This window comes from Rossellomorea yichunensis, from assembly GCF_032337515.1.
GTDB classification, from domain to species: Bacteria; Bacillota; Bacilli; order Bacillales; family Bacillaceae_B; genus Rossellomorea; species Rossellomorea yichunensis.
Genome location: NZ_JAVYAD010000005.1, coordinates 272,365 through 293,846, shown reverse-complemented (window position 1 = coordinate 293,846; position 21,482 = coordinate 272,365). Strand labels below are relative to the sequence as shown.

Below are 21,482 nucleotides of genomic sequence, written 5' to 3'. Positions count from 1 at the left end.
ATGGCGAGAATATTAATTGCTGAAGATGAAGAAGTGCTTCGGATGTTGATGGTGGATACACTGGAAGATGAAGGCCATGAGCTGCATGAAGCCGCCGATGGTCAAGTAGCCATTAATCTAATCATGGAGAATGACTACGACCTCATTCTTCTCGACTACATGATGCCTCTTTTCACAGGACTGGAAGTAATCGGGAAAGTAAGAAATACACCTGAAAAGAGTGATGTGAAAATCATGATGGTGTCGGCTAAGAGTCAGCAATCAGATAAGGATCTTGTATTGAAATCAGGAGCAGATTACTTCATTGCAAAGCCGTACAGTCCACTCGAACTGGTTCAGCGGATTGAGGAAATATTGAATGAAGAGAATTAAAGAATTATTTCAAACGAGCTTACGTAATCAATTCATTGGATTGATGAGCGGCTTTATCATCATCTTTTTCATTGGGGCGGCCTGTTTGTTCCTATATGATCAATCCATAACAACTGAGTACCAGGTTCAGAGGGATCAGTTAAATAAAAAAGAAGACGTGGCTGAACAATTGGATAGAGACTTTCAAAAGGCTTTCTTTGATGCGAGGGGATACCTCGCATTTGGAAGACAAGAGTTTAAAGAAAGTATCTTTGATCAAGGTAAAAAAGTGGATGACACGTTGAAAAAGTTAAAAGGATTAGAAACAGAACCTGAAGATCAACGCTTCCTTATAGATGTTGAGGAATTCTCTACTCTGTATTTTAAGGAAATGGTGCCCAGTGTCATTAGCGATTTCGAAAAGGGGAATAGCGAGGCTGTGAAAGATGCATCGGCTGATGGTGCAACAGCTACAATTGAAACCTTTCAAACACAGCTCAATAGGTATGCTGACTCCATTGAACAAAGTAAGCGGAATGCCTATGACGAATTGAAACGTAAAGAGTCCTTAAGTCAAACAGCCTTTGTGATCTTTATTTTTCTCATGCTCCTTGTTCTTATGAGAATGATGAGAATGATTGCAAAACAAATCGGTCAGCCTCTGAACCAGGTGGCTTCAGCCGCTGAACAAATTGCTGAAAATGAAGTCTATCAGCAATGGTCTTTTGAAAACAAACGTAAAGATGAAATCGGTAAGATGTCCAGGGCATTCGAAAAGATGATTTACAAAATTCAGGAAAAGGAAGAGCATCTCCTTTCCCAAAATGAAGAGTTGATCGCTCAGCAGGATGAGTTGGAATCCCAGCAATCAGAACTTGAACATTTGCTTAATATGACGAAAAGCCGTGAGTCTCAGCTGGAGCGCAGAAATGAATTCATTCATGGGATATCAAGTTCCCTGAATAAACAAGAGGTTTTAGAGAGCATTGTCAAAAGCATGAGTCATGTGATGGGGGCTTCCCGGGGTATGATCGTTCTGATGGATGATCAGAAGTCCAATGCGACGTTTGGTATATCCGAAAGTGGTGCGAGTCAGTTCTTGATGTATATCGACAATGGAATTCATCAAAGATTGTTTGATTCCAGAGAGCCCTTCTCACTCAAACGGGAGATGAGGCCATTGGAAAAAGGATATCATGAAGAAACTCTTTATTCGTATGATTTATTCTTACCTATCCTTTCTGTGGACCAACAGGTGGAAGCTATCATGGTATTCAGTAGATTTGGAGATGATTTTAATAAGCAGGAATTAGAGGAATATTCGAGCTTAGGGAAGCAAATCTCCATCTCTTTGCAGAAGATATACCTTTTCGAAGAATCCGAAACGAATCGTCAACTAACACAGGATATCCTCAACAATATACAGGAGGGGATACAGCTCATTGATAGGGATGGCAACAACTTATTAATGAATACGAAATTATCGGCATTAATTCAAGGGAAGATTGACGAACTTCAACAAGCAAACTATCAAACCTGGAAGCAAGCATTGGTTGTTCGGGTCGAAGATAAAGAGAAACTGGATGAGTACTATGAAACGATTGTGACGGAGGGGAAGACAGGCAAGCATCTCCTTACCTATCACCTGGTGGATAGTAAAGAAGTTTTCCAGGTTTATTCTGAAACCCTCTATCGTGGAGACGAACAGATAGGGACAATCTTTGTACACAGGAATATCACGAAAGAATTCGAAGTCGATCAAATGAAGTCAGAGTTTGTGAGTACGGTCAGCCATGAGCTTCGCACCCCTCTTTCAAGTGTGCTTGGTTTTACGGAACTGATGCTGACAAAAGAACTGAAACCGGAAAGAACGAAGAAATATTTAACGACGATCTATCAAGAAGCAAAGCGATTGACGTCTCTCATCAATGATTTCCTGGACGTCCAGCGAATGGAGTCCGGACGTCAAACCTTTGATAAGAAATATGAAGATGTTGTTCCCGTCATGCAACATGTGATTGATACCCAGAAGGTAAACGCACCTCACCATTCCTTTAATATCGCTAGGGACACAGACTGTACGATCGTTCTTGGCGATAAAGACAAATTATCTCAGGCATTCACTAATCTGATCAGCAATGCCATCAAGTATTCCCCGGAAGGAGGTACCATCACCATCCATTTCCGTGAAGGAGAGGAATGCATTCTCATCGATATCCGGGATGAAGGGCTCGGCATACCTCAGGATGCCATTCCAAACCTCTTCACTAAATTCTATCGGGTCGATAATTCTGACCAGAGAAGAATTGGAGGTACCGGCTTGGGCTTGACCATCGTGAAGGAGATCATCGAAACCCATGATGGGGACATCACTGTTTCATCAGAAGAAGGGAGAGGGAGCGTGTTCACCATACGTCTCCCAATCGTGACCATTGAAACCTTCAAAGAGGATGAGAATTGCGGTGATGGAATGAATATCATCGTCATTGAAGACGATATCAATCTGGCATCCCTCTTGAAAGCTGAGTTGTCCGACAGTGGTTTCAAGGTGCAGCACACGCCGTCAGGAGCTGAAGCCCTAACAAAAATGCAGGAGGAGAAACCAGATGCCATCGTCCTTGATATTATGCTTGAAGGAAGCATGTCCGGGTGGGATGTATTAGAAAAGATGAAAGTGGATGAAGAGCTTTCCCAAGTCCCGATCATCGTATCCTCCGCGTTAGATGAGAAAGAAAAAGGACTCACACTTGGAGCCAATGATTATTTGGTGAAACCGTATCATCCCAGCAGGCTGTCCAAAACAATCCTGCATCTCTTATTGAAAAAAGGGATGAACGGTGAGATTCTGATTCCGGTTTGTGAGAAAAAAGCTGAAAAAGAATAAAGGAGAGAGGCTTTCGTTGACGGAAGTCTCTTTTTTTTTGAGGAGTTATAAAGATATAAGGTGTAGGTTCGCAGGTGGCAAGAGTATTATTCTATTCCCAATTGAATAATAAAAAGCCCCTCCCGGAATTCCGGGAGGGGCTTTCAGTCAGTTTACTTATTATTCATATCGTTACGAGTGATGATGCGATCGATCAATCCATATTCAAGCGCTCTTTCAGCTGTCATGAAGTTATCACGATCTGTATCTTTTGAAATCACATCAAGTGGTTGACCAGTACGATCAGCCAGGATCTGATTCAGTTTTTCACGAAGGAATAAAATACGCTTCGCTGCGATTTCAATTTCTGTAGCTTGACCTTGAGCTCCACCAAGTGGTTGGTGAATCATCACTTCAGAGTTCGGAAGGGCCAAACGCTTGCCTTTTGCACCTGCTGCAAGAAGGAACGCACCCATTGAAGCAGCCATACCGATACAAATTGTTTGTACATCAGGCTTGATGTATTGGATCGTATCGTAGATTGCCATACCCGCCGTGATACTTCCGCCAGGAGAGTTTATGTAAATCGAAATATCCTTCTCCGGGTTTTCAGATTCAAGGAAAAGAAGTTGTGCTACAATGGAGTTTGCCACATTGTCATCAATGCCGCTTCCAAGCATGATTACACGGTCTTTCAATAAACGTGAATAAATGTCATACGCACGTTCACCGCGGTTTGTTTGTTCAATTACTGTAGGAATTAAATTCATCCTCGTTCCTCCTTAGAAATCCTTTTTTATTTTTCTGAATTACTTATTCACTTTGTACTGTAATCATACACCCATGGTCAATAAAGGTCAAACTAAACGCTTCCTTTATTACCCTGTATATAAATCCTTTCTACATGATACCCATTCATTCCTTTTTTAAACAGATCTCTTTTCATGAGTATGTTGGTATTATGAAAAAAAAAGAGTAGTAAAACATAGTTCATATATCCTCCAAAATCAGGGGGAGATGTACTGTGTGTAATACGTAGACCGTTCCTTTTCGCTCCAGGCACTTCCTTTCCGCGGGGAGGAAGTCGAGCCTCCTCGGGCTTTGCCCTGCGGGGTCTCGACTTTTCCTCTACTTCCCGCAGGAGTTAAGTGCCTTCCGCTACAATCCACTCTGTGGTTCTATTTTATGAATGCCTAATTACAAGGATAGAAATAGAAAAACAGATTCTAATGCAGATCAAACTTTCTACAAAGGAGCTCCCAACCAACTTTCACGTCTTTAAGAACCAACTATTTATGAGGTTAGGTCTTAAAGAATAAAAATATTGCAAACAAGCATTTTCTGGCTTATAATATATATTCGTGACGGTCATTCATTTCTTGCCCTCGTGGTGCAACGGATAGCACGTAAGATTCCGGTTCTTAAAATGGGGGTTCGATTCCCTCCGAGGGCGTATATTGATTCGAAGAGTTCCTGTGTTTGTAAAAAGTTCTTACAAGCATGGGACTTTTTTTGTTCCTGCGGGAAATGACGGGAGAGTTGAGACCCCGCGGAAACCGAGCACCTGGAGCGGAAATCAACTACGACATTCCATGTGAAATTTTTCGAGAAATTTCATATACATAATACATACCCACCAACTACCAACGAATTCCCATTAACGAACCACCAATTTTATTGTAGAATAGATAAATGGGAGGTTAGTAATCATGAATTTGAAAGCAGGACTTTTTCAAAATCAACAATTAAAACTTCAAATGACGCAGCAGCTTTCTCAAGCCATCACCATCCTCCAATATTCTACGATGGAACTGAATGCTTATCTAGAAGCTAAGCAATTAGAGAATCCCCTTATACAATTAGAACCGCCTAAGCAAGACCCCCTTCATCAACGAGAACCTCATACATTTAAACGAAATGCAGGCAATCACGAAAACACGGTGGATTGGTATGAATATGTATCCTTACCAAAGAGATCCCTTGCGGATGCATTATCTGTTCAAATAAATTTGAAATCGCTTACTTCTTCAGGAAGAAAGATTATGGATGAATTAATATATAGCTTGGATGACAACGGCTATTTGAGAATAGACGAAGAATCCTTCGTTCAAAAACATGGTCTGGAAATGGCACAACTAGAAAACTATATTAGTAGGCTTCAGGAATTAGAACCAGCCGGAATAGGAGCAAGATCCCTGAAGGAGTGCATAGCCCTTCAACTGCAGAGGAAAGCCAATGTTCCCCCGCTGGTTACGATGATTGTAGATAACCATTTTCAAGCTTTTGCCGAAAAGAAGTGGAAGGCGATCGCCAGGGATCTTTCTGTAGAACTAAAAGACATCCAACAGGCAGCGGATTTCATCCAGCGTTGCAATCCGAGACCAGGCTCAAAGTATTCTCAGCATATCGCTGAATACATTATTCCTGAACTGGTCGTAAAAGTGATCGATGGTCATACCGTGGCCGTATCGTTGTATGACGGTACGACTATAAACGTCACATATAATGAAGAGTACACAGATTTCCTAAAATATCACCCGGATAAGGAAGTCCAGTCCTATCTCCAGGAAAAGGAGCAGGATTTCCAATGGCTACTACAAAGTTTACGCCAGCGAAAACAAACCATCCTGAAAGTGGGAAAGATGCTTGCAGAAAAGCAGAAAGCATTCTTCTTAAAAGGACCATCAGCAATCCAGCCATTGACCTTGAGACAGGTGGCAGATGAAATCGATGTTCATGAATCGACCATCAGCCGTGCTGTGAAGGGTAAGTATATGCAAACTCCATATGGGATTTTTGAACTGAAGTACTTTTTTACCTCGGCGATCAAATCGGTCAAGCTCGATGATTCAGAAGCAGCTTCAGCCACATCGGTAAAAAATGAGTTACAAAGGCTTATTGATGAGGAAGACAAGAAAAAGCCTCTATCTGATCAGAAAATAGTGAACCTATTATTGGATAAAGGGTATGATGTCTCTAGAAGAACGATAGCGAAATACCGCGATCAATTAGGGATTGCTTCTTCCATGATGAGGAAAAGGTATGAATAGATGAATGTGTTAGTGGTTGTACCAGGTTACATTCCAACCATCCTGTACCTGATTCAAACCAAGTTCTCAACCAATAAAAAAGCGAGGCTCCAACATGAAACAAGTCCTATTCTATACACGAAACCAATGCGGACTATGCCAAGACGCAAAAATTACATTAAAATTACTTGAGGATGAACTTGGATTCGAAATAAAAGAAATCGACATTGATGAAAATGACGATTTGACAGAACGTTTCGGATTGATGATTCCAGTCGTGGAGATGGAAGGTGAAATCCTTCAATATGGGCAAATTGATTATTTTACGCTCAGCAAGCGTTTACATGAAAAAACCCGATAGTTTCTAGTTGAATTACGATTCATACCCTGATAAAATGAACTTTGAAAGCAGGGATGAATTTTTTTTGGAGGTAGTGGGACATAATATGTCTAGGTGGGACTTTTATAGTCCATCACATCCACGCACTTCATTTGAAGGAGCTTTTATCTATGGAATCTTTAATTGACATACAAAAGCGATTATTACCTGACCTGCTTGAAGTTATGCAAAAAAGGCATCAAATTCTTCGTTCCATCCGATTCATGCAGCCTGTCGGACGCAGAAGTCTTGCTCAGAACATGGGCCTGACCGAACGTGTACTGAGAAGCGAAGTGGAGTTCCTGAATAACCAAGATCTCATTGATATCAAAACCTCTGGAATGATCATGACGGAGGATGGCATTCAGCTTTTGGAAAGCCTTGAAAGTATGATGAGAGAAGTTTCAGGAATCAACGTAATGGAGCAGGAATTAAAATCTTTACTTAATCTTCATGAAATTGTAATCGTTCCTGGGAATAGTGATGAGTCTCCTTGGGTAAAAGAAGAATTAGGGCGTGCATCAGCTTCTAGTATGAAACGTCGCCTGAAAGGAAATACTATCATCGCTGTGACTGGAGGCTCGACGATGGCCGCTGTAGCAGAGATGCTTACACCGGATTTCTCTGACTCTACCTTGTTTGTTCCTGCTCGGGGTGGAATTGGAGAAGACGTTAAAAACCAGGCTAACACCATATGTGCCAAGATGGCTGAGCATACGAGAACGCGACATCGCGTTTTATATGTGCCGGATCAGGTTAGTAAAGAAGTATACAAGTCCTTCTTGAAAGAACCGATGATCAAAGAAGTTTTGAATTTGATCAAATCGGCTAACATGGTTCTCCATGGGATTGGAGATGCTATCACAATGGCTGAAAGACGAAAGACCACTGATGAAGACTTTGAGAAGATCACAGATGGTCATGCTGTCGGGGAGGCATTTGGGTATTATTTTAACGAAGCGGGTGAAGTGGTACATAAGGTGCCAACGATCGGCCTGCAATTAGAAGATTTAAGTCACATCGAAAGTGTCATCGCCGTCGCAGGCGGCAGCTCGAAAGCGAAAGCGATTCGGGCGTATATGAAGAGTGCTCCACCGAAAACCGTGCTCATCACGGATGAGGGAGCCGCAAGAGAGCTTTTAAAAGGGTAAGCCCTTTTGAAATATAAAAAAATCATCCTTAACTATCTAAAGGAGGAAATTATTCATGGCAACAAAAATTGGTATTAACGGATTTGGACGTATCGGACGTAATGTATTCCGTGCAGCACTTAAAAATAACGACGTAGAGGTAGTAGCGGTTAATGACTTAACTGATGCAAACATGCTTGCTCACCTTTTACAATATGATACAGTTCACGGAACTCTTCAAGAGAAAGTAACTGTTGACGGTGACTACCTTGTAGTCGGCGGTAAAAAAGTAAAAGTATTGGCTGAGCGCGATCCTGCTCAACTTGGTTGGGGAGATCTTGGTGTAGATATCGTTGTTGAATCTACTGGACGTTTCACAAAGCGTGCTGACGCTGCGAAACACATCGAAGCTGGTGCGAAGAAAGTCATCATCTCTGCTCCTGCATCTGATGAAGATATCACAGTGGTTATGGGTGTTAACGAAGACAAGTATGACGCGGCTAGCCATGATGTTATCTCTAATGCATCTTGTACAACAAACTGCTTAGCGCCATTCGCTAAAGTTCTTAACGATAAATTCGGAATCAAGCGTGGAATGATGACAACTATCCACTCTTACACAAACGACCAACAAATCTTAGACTTACCACATAAAGATTACCGTCGTGCACGTGCAGCTGCTGAGAACATGATTCCAACAACTACAGGTGCTGCGAAAGCTGTATCTCTTGTTCTTCCTGAGCTTAAAGGGAAACTGAACGGTGGAGCGGTTCGTGTTCCGACTCCAAATGTTTCTCTAGTAGACTTAGTTGCTGAACTTGATAAAAACGTAACAGCTGAAGATGTGAATGCTGCACTTAAAGAAGCGGCTGAAGGCGATCTTAAAGGAATCCTTGCGTACAGCGAAGAGCCTTTAGTATCAACTGATTACAACGGTAGCCCGGCTTCTTCTACAATTGATGCATTATCTACAATGGTTCTGGAAGATAACATGGTAAAAGTAATTTCTTGGTATGACAACGAGAGCGGTTACTCTAACCGTGTAGTTGACCTTGCAGGTTATATCGCTTCTAAAGGACTTTAATCGATAAAGTTTTGTAAATTGACATCATTAGCATGGTGATTGATGGATAAATTTTGTCCCACCATCTATAATGAAGATGTGATGAAGGGGAGCGGGGAAGATTCCCCTCTCCCTTTTCTTATTGCTATTTCTATTTTTTTGAAAAAGATGTAGAAATTGAAAACTAAAGGAGGCCTTTTACGATGAACAAAAAGTCGATTAAAGATGTCGATGTAAGAGGAAAACGCGTATTTTGCCGTGTAGACTTCAACGTACCGATGTCTGAAGGCAAGATTACAGACGAAACTCGTATTCAAGCTGCTCTTCCTACCATTAAGTACTTAGTGGATGGCGGGGCGAAAGTCATTCTGGCTAGTCACTTAGGTCGTCCTAAAGGTGAAGTAGTGGAAGAACTGCGCTTAACGCCGGTTGCTGAAAGACTTTCCGAACTTCTTGGGAAAAATGTAGCAAAAGCCGATGAAGCTTATGGTGAAGCTGTTCAATCCAAGATCAGCGACATGGCTGAAGGCGACGTTCTTGTACTGGAAAACGTCCGCTTCTACCCGGGAGAAACAAAGAATGATCCTGAACTTGCAAAAGAATTTGCAGCTCTTGCTGATCTTTATGTAAACGATGCATTTGGTGCTGCTCACCGTGCTCATGCTTCTACTGAAGGAATTGCCAAGCACCTTCCAGCTGTGGCAGGCATTCTAATGGAGAAAGAGCTGGACGTATTAGGAAAAGCTCTATCTAACCCTGAACGCCCATTTACAGCGATCGTTGGTGGAGCAAAAGTTAAAGATAAAATCGGTGTCATTGACAACCTATTAGATAAAGTGGACAACCTGATCATCGGCGGTGGACTTGCTTACACATTTGTGAAAGCCCAAGGCCATGAGGTAGGGAAATCCCTTCTTGAAGAAGACAAGATTGATTTAGCGAAGCAATTCATGAAAAAAGCAGAAGAAAAAGGCGTCAAATTCCTTATGCCTGTTGATGTAGTCGTTGCTGATGACTTCTCAAATGATGCAAATACGAAGGAAGTGGATATCGATTCGATTCCTTCTGATTGGGAAGCACTTGATATCGGGCCTAAGACTAGAGCATTATTCCAGGATACGATCAAAAGCTCTAAGCTTGTAATCTGGAACGGACCGATGGGTGTATTCGAATTAGAAACATTTGCAAATGGAACGAAAGCCGTAGCGGAGGCGTTAGCCGATGCAACAGATACATATTCTGTTATCGGTGGCGGTGACTCTGCAGCAGCCGTTGAGAAATTCGGCTATGCTGATAAGATGAGTCATATTTCTACAGGTGGTGGAGCTTCACTAGAGTTCATGGAAGGAAAAGAACTTCCTGGAGTAGTGGCTCTTAACGATAAATAATCGCTTTTCAAAGACCAACAATTTTTGGAACCGATTATAAAACAGAAAGGATGAGTACAATGCGTAAACCGATCATTGCAGGTAACTGGAAGATGAACAAAACGTTATCGGAAGCAAAATCTTTTACTGAAGAAGTACAAGGATTAGTTCCTGATCAAGAGGTTGTCGATTCTGTCATTTGTTCTCCAGCTCTATTTTTAGAAAGCTTAGTGAACATTTCAAAAGAATACAAGGTGGAAATTGGTGCTCAAAATATGCACTTTGAAGAAAACGGAGCATTCACAGGAGAAGTCAGTCCTGTAGCGCTTTCTGATTTAGGCGTAAAGTATGTCATCCTTGGACACTCAGAGCGTCGTGAAATGTTCAATGAAACAGACGAGTCAGTGAACAAAAAGACTCTTGCTGCTTTCAAACACGGCTTAACTCCAATCGTTTGTGTAGGGGAGACGCTTGAGCAACGCGAAAACAATGAAACAAAAGAACTTGTTGGCAGCCAAGTGAAAAAAGCACTTGCCGGCCTATCAGCAGATCAAGTGAAACATACCGTCATTGCTTATGAACCTATCTGGGCAATCGGAACAGGTAAATCTTCTACAGCTGAAGATGCGAACGAAGTATGTGCTCATATCCGTCAAGTGGTTGCAGGAGAATTTTCTCAAGAAGCAGCAGACGCAGTGAGAATTCAATACGGTGGTAGTGTGAAACCTAACAACATTAAAGAATACATGGCCCAATCGGATATCGATGGTGCCCTTGTCGGTGGAGCAAGCCTTGAACCACAAAGCTTCTTGCAGCTTTTAGAAGGGGCAAGTACACATGAGTAAGTCACCAGTAGCGTTAATCATCTTAGATGGTTTTGCTTGCCGTAACACAAAAGAAGGAAACGCTGTAGCACAAGCGAACAAGCCGAACTTTGATCGTTTGTGGAATCAGTACCCTCATAATCAACTAACTGCAAGTGGCGAAGCGGTAGGACTTCCTGAAGGACAAATGGGGAACTCCGAAGTGGGTCACTTAAATATTGGTGCCGGACGTATCGTGTACCAAAGCTTAACACGTGTGAATTTAGCGATTCGTGAAGGTGAATTCGAAACGAATGCCACTTTCCTGGATGCGATCAATCACGCGAAAGCAAAAGGAACGAATCTTCATATCTTTGGACTACTTTCGGATGGCGGTGTGCACAGCCATATCGAGCATCTTTATGCCCTTCTTGGTTTAGCGGCTAAAGAAGGAATGAAAGATGTCTATGTCCATGCCTTCCTTGACGGCCGAGACGTCGGCCCTCAAACGGCGAAGAAGTATATTGAAGATGCAGAGGCGAAAATGAAAGAAATCGGCGTTGGCCAATTTGCGACGATTTCTGGTCGTTACTATTCCATGGACCGTGACAAGCGCTGGGAGCGTGTGGAGAAATCCTACCGTTCCATGGTTTACGGTGAAGGCCCAAGCTATCATGATCCGATGGAACTTGTGAACGATTCATACGAAAATGGAATCTACGATGAATTCGTCATTCCATCTGTGATGACGAAAGAAAACGGAGAGCCGGTTGCAACGATTAAAGACGATGATGCTGTAATCTTTTACAACTTCCGTCCTGACCGAGCGATCCAGATTTCGAATACATTTGCGAATGCAGACTTCCGTTCATTTGAGCGCGGAGAGAAGCATCCGAAGAACCTTCACTTTGTCTGCTTAACACGATTCAGTGAAACAGTTGATGGATTTGTTGCATTCAAACCGACAAATCTTGATAACACACTTGGTGAAGTCCTTTCACAAAACGGACTGAAGCAATTGCGTATCGCCGAGACGGAAAAGTATCCTCATGTCACGTTCTTTATGAGCGGCGGTCGTGAAGATGAATTCCCGGGGGAAAAACGAATATTAATCGATTCCCCTAAAGTGGCAACGTATGACCTGAAGCCTGAAATGAGCGCGTATGAAGTGACGGACGCCTTACTTGAAGAAATTCGTGAAGACCGTCAGGATGCAATTATCCTGAACTTCGCAAACCCGGATATGGTCGGTCACTCAGGAATGCTTGAGCCGACGATCAAAGCCGTGGAAACAGTGGATGAGTGTCTAGGGAAAATCATTGACCTCATCACTGAAAAAGGTGGAACAGCCATCATCACAGCAGACCACGGGAATGCAGATGAAGTTCTGACTGAAGAAGGCAGGCCTATGACGGCTCACACAACGAACCCGGTTCCTGTCATCGTAACGAAAGAAGGAATCGAGCTTCGTGAAGGTGGAAAGTTAGGAGATCTTGCTCCAACTATGCTAGATTTGTTAAATGTCAATCAACCAGCTGAAATGACTGGAAAATCATTAATTAAAAAATAAGGAGAGATTCTAAATGCCATTTATTACAGACGTATATGCTCGTGAAGTATTGGATTCACGCGGTAACCCAACAATCGAAGTAGAAGTTTACACACAATCAGGTGCTTTCGGACGCGCGCTAGTTCCATCTGGAGCTTCAACAGGTGAATACGAAGCAGTTGAACTTCGTGACGGTGAAAAAGGCCGCTACCTTGGTAAAGGGGTACAAAAAGCAGTTGATAACGTAAACAACGAAATCGCTGAAGAACTGATCGGTTATGACATCACTGAGCAAGTAGCAATCGACCAGGCGATGATCGCTCTTGACGGTACAGAAAACAAAGGCAAACTAGGTGCGAATGCAATCCTTGGTGTATCCATGGCTGTAGCTCGTGCAGCTGCTGACTTCTTCGGAGTTGAATTATACCAATACCTAGGCGGATTCAACGCGAAGCAACTTCCAGTACCAATGATGAACATCGTTAACGGTGGAGAGCACGCTGACAATAACGTAGACATCCAGGAATTCATGATCATGCCTGTAGGAGCTTCTACATTTAAAGAAGGTCTGCGCATGGGTACAGAGATCTTTCACAGCCTGAAATCAGTCCTTAAAGGAAAAGGCTACAATACTGCAGTAGGTGACGAAGGTGGATTCGCTCCAAACCTTAAGTCAAACGAAGAAGCACTTTCTACAATTATCGAAGCAATCGAAAAAGCTGGTTACAAGCCAGGGGAAGAAGTTCTTCTTGCTATGGACGTTGCAGCTTCTGAAATCTACAACAAAGAAGACGGTAAATACCATCTTTCAGGTGAAGGTGTTGTTCGTTCATCTGCAGAAATGGTTGATTGGTATGAAGAAATGTGTAACAAATATCCAATCGTTTCAATCGAAGACGGTCTTGATGAAAACGACTGGGATGGATTCAAACTTCTAACTGAGCGAATCGGTAAGAAAGTTCAGCTAGTTGGGGATGACTTATTCGTTACAAACACAACTAAGCTTTCTCAAGGTATCGAGCAGGGTATCGGTAACTCGATCCTGATCAAAGTGAACCAAATCGGTACACTTACTGAAACATTCGACGCAATCGAAATGGCGAAACGCGCTGGTTACACAGCAGTCATCTCTCACCGTTCTGGTGAAACAGAAGACAGCACGATCGCTGACATTGCAGTAGCAACAAACGCTGGTCAAATCAAAACAGGTGCTCCATCACGTACAGACCGCGTAGCGAAATACAACCAACTTCTTCGCATCGAAGATCAATTAGCTCACACAGCTCAATATCTTGGAGCGAAAACATTCTATAACGTAAATCGCTAATACAAGCAATTTGAAAAGCAGTCCCGTCTTTGGATGGGGCTGCTTTTTTTGACATGAATTCGTATGATGATCTCAGGTTGAAGGAGGGGTCTGATGAAAATAGAGCCGTTTTTTTGAAAATCCGACCGATTAACATATAATCCCAAAAACGAAACGCACATCGAATCTCAATCCACACCGATGCACACTCTAATTCCCATAACCAACTCTTTCCACAATTCAAACAATATTACCTTGTCCACTGCATAATCCCTATGGTAAACTAGTAGTAATGTTATGTTCGTATCAGGAGGTGGGACTCATGCACACTTTATTAGTCACTTTACTTATTATTGTATCAATCGCACTTATCGCCATTGTATTACTACAGTCAGGTAAAAGTGCTGGACTTTCAGGGGCCATCTCTGGTGGTGCAGAACAACTTTTCGGAAAACAAAAAGCACGTGGTATTGACTTAGTACTTCACAGAATTACAATCGTATTATCGGTACTATTCTTCGTGCTAACCATTGCCATCGTAGCTATCTAATACGTACAAAAACCTGATCACTAAGGTCAGGTTTTTTTATTTATCATGAATAATTCTTAAAGATTATTTTTTAATTTATGAACTTATGATCTGCTTAGGCTCTGTCAATAAGGGCTTGCTTGTTGGTGTGGGGTGTGCGTGACAGAGCTAAAAGTGTCGAAAAACTATCCAATTAGAAATATACTTCATATTACACAAGGCAATTTTAGCAAAGAAGAGACAACAAACAGTCGAAAGAATTAGTGTATCTACTATAATTTGAAATGTACTTATACATACGATGGAAAAAAGCTTTTTTTGAAAAATGATGACATATTTATTAGTTTATAATCTCATGCTTAGAAAGTTGTTTGGAGCGGAGATCAACCAGTACTCACTCTTTCGACGGGAATCTTACAAAAGAACTTTGAAACAAAAACTAAACTGTTTTTTTAAGCGAAATATTGGATTGTCTGACCAATGTTTGCTAAAAATAGAGAAGAAGAGTGAACTAAACGATCGTTTAAGAGAAATAAGCCTGTAATATCAAGCTTTTCCACAACTAATCAAACGTTTGTTTAACAAAATTCAATTGAATAACCCATTACATAAAGAAATCATTTAAACAATCGTTTAACAGGTTGAGGCCCTACAACTCAAGGTTCCAATCAACTAATCAAACGTTTGTTTAAAATCAGATAAAAGGAGTCACTAGCTATGAAAACCGTATTACCAAAACCATTCACCTTTGAAGCAGGTCCCCGTGCCGTTTTATTACTTCACGGATTCACTGGGAATTCCGCTGACGTCCGGATGCTAGGCCGTTACTTAGAAAAGAAAGGCTATTCATCCCATGCCCCTCACTATAAGGGACATGGTGTACCACCAGAAGAATTGGTTCATACAGGACCTGAAGATTGGTGGCAGGATGTCATGAACGGATATGAGCTTTTAAAGAGTAAGGGATATGAAGAGATTGCGGTTGCCGGCCTTTCCCTTGGAGGGGTATTTTCTCTTAAATTAGGTTACACTGTACCTGTAAAGGGTATTGTCCCTATGTGTGCGCCGATGTATATAAAAAGTGAAGAAGTCATGTATAAAGGGGTCGTGGATTACGCCCGTGAATTTAAGAAATTTGAAGGAAAACCTGGAGAACAAATTGAAAAAGAAATAGAAGAGTTTAAGAAAACGCCGATGAATACATTGAAGGCCCTGCAGGAATTGATTGCAGACGTGCGTGAAAATGTGGATATGATCTATTCACCGACGTTTGTGGTACAGGCAAGGCATGACCATATGATCAATACGGATTCTGCGAATATCATCTATGATAACGTTGAATCCGATGACAAAGACATTAAGTGGTACGAAGAGTCCGGTCATGTGATTACATTAGATAAAGAAAAAGAACAGCTTCATGAAGACGTCTACGGTTTCTTAGAGAAATTGGACTGGACGGTTTGATGAATTCGATGATCAGGAGGGATTGTCATGGACGAAAATATTAAACAGCATGTGGATAGGCTCCTTTCCTACATGAAGGAAGAAGCATACAAGCCATTGACGGTACAGGAGCTTGAAGAAGCATTCGGAATTGAAGGGTCCACGAACTTCAAGGAATTCGTAAAGGCTCTTGTCGTAATGGAAGAGAAAGGGCTGGTCGTACGCACAAGAAGTAATCGCTACGGCTTACCTGAAAAAATGAATCTGGTAAGAGGGAAAGTATCCGCTCATGCAAAAGGATTTGCGTTTGTGATACCGGAAGAATCAGGAATGGACGATATCTTCATCCCTCCTAATGAAACGAATAACGCCATGCACGGCGATATAGTATTAGTAAGAGTGTCTACTTCTTCTTCAGGTTCCAGAAGAGAAGGAACCGTTGTAAGAATCGTAGAGCGCGGTGTCGACCAAATGGTTGGGACGTTCACGGAAAGTAAACATTTTGGATTCGTCATTCCGGATGATAAGAAGTTTGCGAGTGATATCTTTATCCCAAAGTCTGCTCAAATGGGTGCAACGGAAGGACATAAGGTCGTCGTGAAATTAACTTCCTATCCTGAAGGGCGCAAGAGTGCAGAGGGTGAGGTCATTGAAATCCTTGGTCATAAAAATGATCCCGGAGTCGATATCCTCTCTATCATCCACAAACACGGGATTGACATCGAATTCCCTGAAGAAGTCATGGATCAGGCGAATAATGTGCCAAGTGAAATCGATGAATCAGAAATCCCGAATCGAAAAGATCTGCGTGACCAGACGATCGTGACGATTGATGGTGCTGACGCCAAGGACTTGGATGATGCTGTGACGGTAACGAAGCTTGCCAATGGAAACTATAAGCTTGGGGTACATATTGCTGACGTAACGTACTATGTAAAAGAAAGCTCTCCGATTGACCAGGAAGCGTTTGATAGAGGTACATCCGTATACTTGGTAGACCGGGTAATCCCTATGATTCCGCATCGATTATCAAACGGTATTTGTTCTCTTAATCCCAAGGTGGATCGTTTAACTCTATCATGTGATATGGAAATTTCACCTGAGGGGGATGTCGTGCAACACGAAATCTTCCAAAGTGTCATTAAGACAACTGAACGAATGACGTATTCAGACGTGAATAAGATTCTAGTGGATAAAGATGAAGAACTTCGGAAAAAATACGAACCTTTGGTACCGATGTTCGAGGAAATGGAAGACCTGGCACAGGTTCTCCGTACGAAACGTATGAAACGTGGAGCCATCGACTTTGATTTCAAAGAAGCGAAAGTGCTTGTAGATGAAGAGGGAGAACCGACGGATGTGGTCCTCCGTGAACGCTCGGTAGCCGAAAAGCTGATCGAAGAGTTCATGTTAGTGGCAAATGAGACGGTTGCTGAGCATTTCCACTGGATGGAAGTACCGTTCATCTATCGTATCCATGAAGACCCGAAAGAAGATAAGCTGCAGCGCTTCTTCGAATTCATTACGAATTTCGGCTTGATTGTAAAAGGAACAGCCAATTCGATCCATCCACGTGCTCTCCAGGAGATTGTCGAGGATGTACAAGGGCAGCCGGAAGAAATGGTTGTATCGACAATGATGTTGCGGTCCATGCAGCAAGCGAAATACGATCCTGATAGCCTGGGTCACTTTGGACTGGCGACAGAGTTCTATACTCATTTCACATCACCGATCCGTCGTTATCCTGACTTGATTGTTCACCGATTGATCAGAACGTACCTGATTGAAGGCAAGGTTGATCAAGCAACACGGGAAAAATGGGGTGCCCAAATGGGTCATATCGCTGAGCACACGTCAAGCCGCGAACGCCGTGCAGTGGATGCAGAACGTGAGACCGATGAGCTGAAAAAAGCAGAGTATATGGAAGACAAAGTGGGAGAAGAGTACGACGGTATCATCAGTTCCGTCACGAACTTCGGAATGTTTGTCGAACTCCCTAACACAATTGAAGGTCTTGTCCATGTGAGCTATATGACTGACGACTACTACCGATTTGATGAGCGTCATCTTGCCATGATCGGTGAAAGAACCGCAAACGTATTCCGGATCGGAGACGAGATCACCGTTCGTGTCGTGAGCGTCAATAAAGATGAGCGTGCCATCGACTTTGAAATCGTAGGAATGAAGAATAATCGCAAGGAGCGCGAAGACCGCGTTCGCTCGATCCGCTCTGATAAAGGAAAATCAGATCGTGGGAAATCGCATCGATCTTCAGACCGAAAAAAAGACGGAGAATGGTCAACGCGTCCACCGAAAAACAACAAGAAGAAAAAGACGAATAAGAAACACTTTGAAAATGCGCCTCGAAGCAAACGCAAAAAGAAGAAATAAAGGTTCAGGAGCAATGGGATAACCTTTGCTCCTTTTCTTTTCCAAGTGTAACAATACAATTTTTCTAAGAAATATGAGATAATAATGAGTAAACCAGCGATGACTAGGGGGATTCCAATGCCAAAGGGAGAAGGCAAGCTTATTGCCCAAAATAAAAAAGCGCGTCATGACTACGCCGTAGAAGAAACATATGAGGCGGGTCTTGTGCTGCAGGGAACAGAAATAAAAGCAATACGTGGCGGCCGCGTGAACTTGAAGGATTCTTTTGCCCGTGTTCAAAATGGAGAAATTTTCGTTCATAATATGCACATCAGTCCATATGAACAAGGAAATCGATTTAATCACGAACCTCTCCGAACACGTAAGCTCCTCCTTCATAAAAAGCAAATCAATAAACTGATCGGTGATTCGAAGGAAGCAGGATATAGTATTGTTCCATTAAAGCTTTACATCAAAAATGGTGTAGCCAAGCTTCTGATCGGTCTCGCCCGTGGTAAGAAGAAGTATGACAAGCGTGAAGATTTGAAACGAAAAGAAGCAAATCGCTCTATCCAGAGAGAACTGGCTCAGCGTCAAAAAGGGATGTAATTGTACAGATTTCCGGAATCTGGTATTTGCAATTATCTCAGGATTTGTTATACTAATAGATGTCGCGAGGTAATCAAGCGGCTGTAAGAACAATTGAATAAGTGACTTACACGCTGAACTTATTCTTTCCCGTTCTTCCCTTTCTATCATGGGGACGTTACGGATTCGACAGGGATAGTTCGAGCTTAGGTTGCGAGCCGTGGGGATCGTCCACGATAAAACGTCAAAGCCAATAATAACTGGCAAAACTAACAATAACTTAGCTTTAGCTGCGTAATAGCGCTTTAGCTGTTCCTCCCTCCATCGCCTATGTGGTAGGGTAAGGGACTCACTCTTAGTAGGCTACGCCGGAGTCCACCGTCTGAGGACAAAGGAAGAGACCAATCAGACTAGCTGCACGGACGCCCGTCGATAGGCAGAAGCTGCAGTGAACTTGCGAATATATCGACTACGCTCGTAGACGCTTAAGTGGCGATGTTTCTGGACGTGGGTTCGATTAGTTATAGTCGCCTTATGTGGCAACACATAAGTGAAAATTTGGCTTTATCGGTGAAACCTAAGTCACACACAGTGTGATAGGGCAATGCCGAGCGGTATGTGGAGCAATCCAACAGCCGTGTATCGACTTATAGGCTGCCGAAGTTCGGTAGTACTAGGATGCGGAATTTATATCTCTCAACAGATAAATCTATATTTCGCATAATACGCCAAAGGACCTCTACTACAGGTTCAAGATATAGTCAGTGCCATGTCGAAAGCATGGAAGTGCACGTCCCACCGTCTCCACCAAATACATATTTGGTGGTTTTTTATTTTTTATAATTTGAAAAACTCATCTTCAAATATTAATTTTTGCTTAAGACATTCTGGATTGTATTTCCCATTTCTAATTGTTACTCTATCATAATGTTTAAGGATCCAGTCCGCACGTTTTCTCTTTTTTCTACTTTAAGAAAAGGCAGAACGAATTTCAATATGTCTAGAATTTGATTTTTAGTCTTAATGGTTTATGTAAAGGAATTCTGATGACGAGCGGGACGGTAGTTTTTCTTTTTAGTAATGTGTCCGTTTGTTAGACTTTTGAGGTATTCTAAAAGTTCTAGGTCTGTCGAGGCGATAGTAATACAAGGTCTCCTATGTTCTTTATCATGCATACGTGTTAATGTAATTGAACCTTTCCCGTCGATAATCCCTGCAAGATAAACAGCTTCCCAATCTTTCAATCCTTTCAACTCCTATCATTTAACCTTACTCTTTTCTTAATTGCTCATTTCCATCTTAATTAATGATTACCCATACAGTGGTTGAATTAAATACATAATATAGAATTTATAATAATAAGTTTTAACTTATTGAAACGAGTTTTTCAAAAGTGATTCTGGGGATACCTACAAAATATATCTAAAGTATTTAGAATAAACATTCTTTCAATTATCACAATAATCAACCTATAAACCGCTCTCAAAATTATTCTCAAATAATTTTGAGAGTTATTTTTTTGAGTTGTGAGCATTTCTTTCCAACATTGTTACCGTTCTGTGAATAAACTTCGACGAAATTTCGAAAATCTGTTTAAAGTGCAGTGAAACAAGGGTACCTTTTAATAGAATTTGATAGTATAAGTCTACAGTGATAAATCCGACATAAAGGAAGGTGAATTCCCTATGTTTAATAAATTCAAGCCATACTTGATTGTGTTGATCAGTCTGGTTTCATTATTTTTCATCATTATATTCAGTTCGGGAAGTGAAATGATCATTCTCGATCCTAAAGGACCTGTTGGGGCCCTGCAGAAAGATCTGATCATGCTGTCAATCTACTACATGCTTGGCATTATGGTTGTCGTTCTTTCCTTCTTTACTGTTATTCTCCTAAAATATCGTAGCAGTAAAAAGGATAGTGATTACAAGCCCGAAATGCACGGGAGTACGAAATTAGAAATTATATGGACGCTTATTCCTGTATTGATTGTAATTGCCTTGTCTATCCCAAATACAAAGGCATTATATGAATTAAGGGAAGCTCCAAAAGCAACGGCTCATAAAGATCCGATTGTGATCCATGCCACTGCTGCTGACTGGAAGTGGATCTTCAGTTATCCGGAGGAAGGGATTGAGACCGTTAATTATATCAACGTTCCCGAGGATCATCCGATTTTATTCAAAGTGACGGCTGCCGATTCCATGGCTTCTTTCTGGGTGCCGCAACTTGGCGGACAGATTTATGGGATGCCGGGAATGGTGAATGATTTATACTTACAGGCTGATGAGCCGGGTACTTATGATGGAAGAAACTCAAACTTCACTGGTGAAGGAATGACACACCAAAAGTTTGATTTTGTTGCGTTAGAAGAAGAGAAGTATAGAGAGTGGGTTAAAGATTCTCAGGAAAATGAGCCGAAATTAACCGAAGAGACATATGAAAAACTCATGCTGCCTGACACGGTTGATAAAATGACCTTTTCATCCACTCATTTAGCCTTTGTTGACCATGGAAAGAACTCTGAATATGCCATGGCGATCCGTGAGAAATATGGTGTGGAGGCTTCTTCCCATGGTGCGGATAAAGATGCTGAGTCAGGTCATGGAAATCATGGTGATCACGGAAATGGAATGAAAGATCATGAAGATCATGACGAAGAAGAGCATAAAGATCATCAAAATAACGAAGGACATGAGCACTAAGAAAGGA

General features: G+C 41.9%; 17 protein-coding genes, 1 tRNA gene and 1 other RNA gene. 17 read left to right on the top strand and 2 right to left on the bottom strand.

The annotated features are described in order from the left end of the window. Window positions 1–372 (top strand): response regulator transcription factor, encoded by a 372-nt coding sequence (locus RSX31_RS15365; protein WP_315635094.1) that lies wholly within the window; start codon window positions 1–3, stop codon window positions 370–372. After that, window positions 359–3,235: an ATP-binding protein gene (locus RSX31_RS15360; protein WP_315635093.1), complete on the top strand. Its 2,877-nt coding sequence runs from the start codon at window positions 359–361 to the stop codon at window positions 3,233–3,235. The genes RSX31_RS15365 and RSX31_RS15360 overlap by 14 nt, the downstream gene beginning before the upstream one ends. 152 nt (window positions 3,236–3,387) lie before the next feature. Here the strand turns inward: RSX31_RS15360 and clpP are convergent, their stop codons facing one another. Continuing rightward, a complete protein-coding gene (clpP, locus tag RSX31_RS15355) occupies window positions 3,388–3,984 on the bottom strand; it encodes an ATP-dependent Clp endopeptidase proteolytic subunit ClpP (protein WP_315635092.1) in 597 nt (198 codons plus the stop codon). Between the two features lie 611 nt (window positions 3,985–4,595). Here clpP and RSX31_RS15350 point away from each other — a divergent pair. From RSX31_RS15350 to ssrA, 14 genes are all read left to right on the top strand, one after another. Further along, window positions 4,596–4,667 (top strand) — tRNA-Arg (locus RSX31_RS15350). 256 nt (window positions 4,668–4,923) lie between these two features. After that, window positions 4,924–6,264 (top strand): RNA polymerase factor sigma-54, encoded by a 1,341-nt coding sequence (rpoN, locus tag RSX31_RS15345; protein WP_315635091.1) that lies wholly within the window; start codon window positions 4,924–4,926, stop codon window positions 6,262–6,264. Between the two features lie 94 nt (window positions 6,265–6,358). Continuing rightward, window positions 6,359–6,604, top strand: coding sequence for a glutaredoxin family protein (locus RSX31_RS15340; protein WP_315635090.1), 246 nt, complete (start codon window positions 6,359–6,361; stop codon window positions 6,602–6,604). 149 nt (window positions 6,605–6,753) lie between these two features. Further along, complete coding sequence (locus RSX31_RS15335) at window positions 6,754–7,773, top strand: sugar-binding transcriptional regulator (RefSeq protein WP_315635089.1); 1,020 nt, start codon at window positions 6,754–6,756, stop codon at window positions 7,771–7,773. A gap of 55 nt (window positions 7,774–7,828) precedes the next feature. Next, window positions 7,829–8,836, top strand: coding sequence for a type I glyceraldehyde-3-phosphate dehydrogenase (gene gap, locus RSX31_RS15330; protein WP_044338275.1), 1,008 nt, complete (start codon window positions 7,829–7,831; stop codon window positions 8,834–8,836). 182 nt (window positions 8,837–9,018) lie between these two features. Further along, window positions 9,019–10,203: a phosphoglycerate kinase gene (locus tag RSX31_RS15325; protein WP_282138550.1), complete on the top strand. Its 1,185-nt coding sequence runs from the start codon at window positions 9,019–9,021 to the stop codon at window positions 10,201–10,203. 59 nt (window positions 10,204–10,262) lie between these two features. Then, entirely contained in the window at window positions 10,263–11,027 is a 765-nt protein-coding gene (tpiA, locus tag RSX31_RS15320; protein WP_315635088.1) for a triose-phosphate isomerase, read from the top strand. Further along, complete coding sequence (gpmI, locus tag RSX31_RS15315) at window positions 11,020–12,555, top strand: 2,3-bisphosphoglycerate-independent phosphoglycerate mutase (protein ID WP_315635087.1); 1,536 nt, start codon at window positions 11,020–11,022, stop codon at window positions 12,553–12,555. The genes tpiA and gpmI overlap by 8 nt, the downstream gene beginning before the upstream one ends. A gap of 13 nt (window positions 12,556–12,568) precedes the next feature. Then, window positions 12,569–13,861: a phosphopyruvate hydratase gene (gene eno / locus RSX31_RS15310; RefSeq protein WP_044338271.1), complete on the top strand. Its 1,293-nt coding sequence runs from the start codon at window positions 12,569–12,571 to the stop codon at window positions 13,859–13,861. 301 nt (window positions 13,862–14,162) lie between these two features. Further along, on the top strand, window positions 14,163–14,390 hold the full coding sequence (secG, locus tag RSX31_RS15305) for a preprotein translocase subunit SecG (RefSeq protein ID WP_148995353.1): 228 nt from the start codon (window positions 14,163–14,165) through the stop codon (window positions 14,388–14,390). 696 nt (window positions 14,391–15,086) lie between these two features. Next, window positions 15,087–15,833: an alpha/beta hydrolase gene (locus tag RSX31_RS15300; protein WP_315635086.1), complete on the top strand. Its 747-nt coding sequence runs from the start codon at window positions 15,087–15,089 to the stop codon at window positions 15,831–15,833. Between the two features lie 27 nt (window positions 15,834–15,860). Then, entirely contained in the window at window positions 15,861–18,203 is a 2,343-nt protein-coding gene (gene rnr, locus RSX31_RS15295) for a ribonuclease R (RefSeq protein WP_315635085.1), read from the top strand. 117 nt (window positions 18,204–18,320) lie between these two features. Then, window positions 18,321–18,791 (top strand): SsrA-binding protein SmpB, encoded by a 471-nt coding sequence (gene smpB, locus RSX31_RS15290; protein ID WP_044338267.1) that lies wholly within the window; start codon window positions 18,321–18,323, stop codon window positions 18,789–18,791. Window positions 18,792–18,949: 158 nt separating this feature from the next. Beyond that, window positions 18,950–19,290: a transfer-messenger RNA gene (ssrA, locus tag RSX31_RS15285) on the top strand. A 508-nt stretch (window positions 19,291–19,798) separates the two neighbouring features. On the opposite strand, the gene RSX31_RS15280 is transcribed toward ssrA, so the two are convergent. Beyond that, window positions 19,799–20,014: a hypothetical protein gene (locus RSX31_RS15280; RefSeq protein WP_315635084.1), complete on the bottom strand. Its 216-nt coding sequence runs from the start codon at window positions 20,012–20,014 to the stop codon at window positions 19,799–19,801. Between the two features lie 441 nt (window positions 20,015–20,455). On the opposite strand from RSX31_RS15280, the gene qoxA reads away from it, so the two are divergent. Next, a complete protein-coding gene (gene qoxA, locus RSX31_RS15275; RefSeq protein ID WP_315635083.1) occupies window positions 20,456–21,475 on the top strand; it encodes a cytochrome aa3 quinol oxidase subunit II in 1,020 nt (339 codons plus the stop codon). The last annotated feature ends 7 nt before the right edge of the window (window positions 21,476–21,482 follow it).

Excerpts from the sequence above, each read along its gene's own strand:
- RSX31_RS15365 (WP_315635094.1), top strand. The coding sequence starts at position 1 with ATGGCGAGAATATTAATTGCTGAAGATGAAGAAGTGCTTCGGATGTTG.
- RSX31_RS15360 (WP_315635093.1), top strand. The coding sequence starts at position 359 with ATGAAGAGAATTAAAGAATTATTTCAAACGAGCTTACGTAATCAATTC.
- clpP (WP_315635092.1), bottom strand. The coding sequence starts at position 3,984 with ATGAATTTAATTCCTACAGTAATTGAACAAACAAACCGCGGTGAACGT.
- rpoN (WP_315635091.1), top strand. The coding sequence starts at position 4,924 with ATGAATTTGAAAGCAGGACTTTTTCAAAATCAACAATTAAAACTTCAA.
- RSX31_RS15340 (WP_315635090.1), top strand. The coding sequence starts at position 6,359 with ATGAAACAAGTCCTATTCTATACACGAAACCAATGCGGACTATGCCAA.
- RSX31_RS15335 (WP_315635089.1), top strand. The coding sequence starts at position 6,754 with ATGGAATCTTTAATTGACATACAAAAGCGATTATTACCTGACCTGCTT.
- gap (WP_044338275.1), top strand. The coding sequence starts at position 7,829 with ATGGCAACAAAAATTGGTATTAACGGATTTGGACGTATCGGACGTAAT.
- RSX31_RS15325 (WP_282138550.1), top strand. The coding sequence starts at position 9,019 with ATGAACAAAAAGTCGATTAAAGATGTCGATGTAAGAGGAAAACGCGTA.
- tpiA (WP_315635088.1), top strand. The coding sequence starts at position 10,263 with ATGCGTAAACCGATCATTGCAGGTAACTGGAAGATGAACAAAACGTTA.
- gpmI (WP_315635087.1), top strand. The coding sequence starts at position 11,020 with ATGAGTAAGTCACCAGTAGCGTTAATCATCTTAGATGGTTTTGCTTGC.
- eno (WP_044338271.1), top strand. The coding sequence starts at position 12,569 with ATGCCATTTATTACAGACGTATATGCTCGTGAAGTATTGGATTCACGC.
- secG (WP_148995353.1), top strand. The coding sequence starts at position 14,163 with ATGCACACTTTATTAGTCACTTTACTTATTATTGTATCAATCGCACTT.
- RSX31_RS15300 (WP_315635086.1), top strand. The coding sequence starts at position 15,087 with ATGAAAACCGTATTACCAAAACCATTCACCTTTGAAGCAGGTCCCCGT.
- rnr (WP_315635085.1), top strand. The coding sequence starts at position 15,861 with ATGGACGAAAATATTAAACAGCATGTGGATAGGCTCCTTTCCTACATG.
- smpB (WP_044338267.1), top strand. The coding sequence starts at position 18,321 with ATGCCAAAGGGAGAAGGCAAGCTTATTGCCCAAAATAAAAAAGCGCGT.
- qoxA (WP_315635083.1), top strand. The coding sequence starts at position 20,456 with ATGTTTAATAAATTCAAGCCATACTTGATTGTGTTGATCAGTCTGGTT.